Here is a 1098-nt window from a genome sequence, read left to right as displayed (position 1 = left end):
GCCGGTCCCCCGCCTCCCCCCCCCCCGGCCTCGGCGTCCCTCCCCTCTCGCACCGTCCGGGCGGCCGGCCGTCCCGGACCCGCACACCTCCCGGAGCATTCATGAGCCGCCCCCGTTCCGTCCCGACTCCGGCGAACCCCGGTGAACGCCCCTCGGACCTGGCCGCGTTGCTGCGGTCCTGTGTCGACGACCCCCGGCGGGTGTCGACCGACCTTCCCCGCCGGGTCGCGGCGGCGCACGACGCGTCGCCGTATCTCCTCGCTCCGCAGGCCGTGGTCCGCGCCGCGTCGGCGGCCGAGGTGGGTGCGCTGATGGCGGGCGCCCGAGCGGCGGGGCTTCCGCTGACCCTGCGCTCCGGTGGGACGAGTCTGGCCGGACAGGCAGGCGGTGACGGGATCCTGGTGGACGTGCGCAGCCACTGGCGCAAGGCCGAGGTGCTCGACGACGGTCACCGCGTCCGCCTGCAGCCGGGGCTGACGGTTCGTCAGGCCAATACGCGGCTCGCGCGGTACGGCAGGCGGCTCGGTCCCGACCCGGCCAGCGAGTCGGCCTGCACGATCGGCGGGCTGGTCGCCAACAACTCCAGCGGCATGAACTGCGGCACCCAGGACAACGCGTACCACACCATGGAGTCCCTGCAGTTCGTGCTGCCCTCGGGCACGGTGATCGACTCCGGTGCACCGGACGCCGACGAGCGGCTGCGTGCCAAGGAGCCCGAACTCCACGCCGGTCTGGTCCGGTTGCGTGACCGGGTGCGGACCTCACCGCAGGCCCGCGCCACCGTGGAGCGGCTCTTCGCGATGAAGAACACCATGGGGTACGGGCTCAACTCCTTTCTGGACCACTCCACTCCGGCCGATCTGCTGGCCCACCTGATGATCGGCAGCGAGGGCACGCTGGGCTTCGTCGGAGAGGCCGTCTTCCGTACGGTCCCGGTCCTCCCCCACGCCGCCACCGGCCTGCTGATCCTGCCGGGAATCGCCGAGGCCACCGACGCACTGCCCGCGCTGCTCGCGGCGGGCGCCCGTACGGCGGAGCTCCTCGACGCCTCCTCGCTGCGGGTGGCCCAGCTCGACCCGGGCTCCGGCGCGGCACTGC

1 protein-coding gene is annotated in these 1098 nt (G+C 74.0%); it reads left to right on the top strand.

The annotated features are described in order from the left end of the window. Window positions 1-101: 101 nt before the first annotated feature. On the top strand, window positions 102-1098 hold a 997-nt coding region (locus ABZV34_RS39880; RefSeq protein ID WP_356288340.1), incomplete at its 3' end, for an FAD-binding oxidoreductase.

The organism is Streptomyces sp. NPDC005195, assembly GCF_040608315.1.
In the GTDB taxonomy this organism is placed as follows: domain Bacteria; phylum Actinomycetota; class Actinomycetes; order Streptomycetales; family Streptomycetaceae; genus Streptomyces; species Streptomyces kaempferi.
This window is presented reverse-complemented; position numbering and strand designations above follow the sequence as displayed.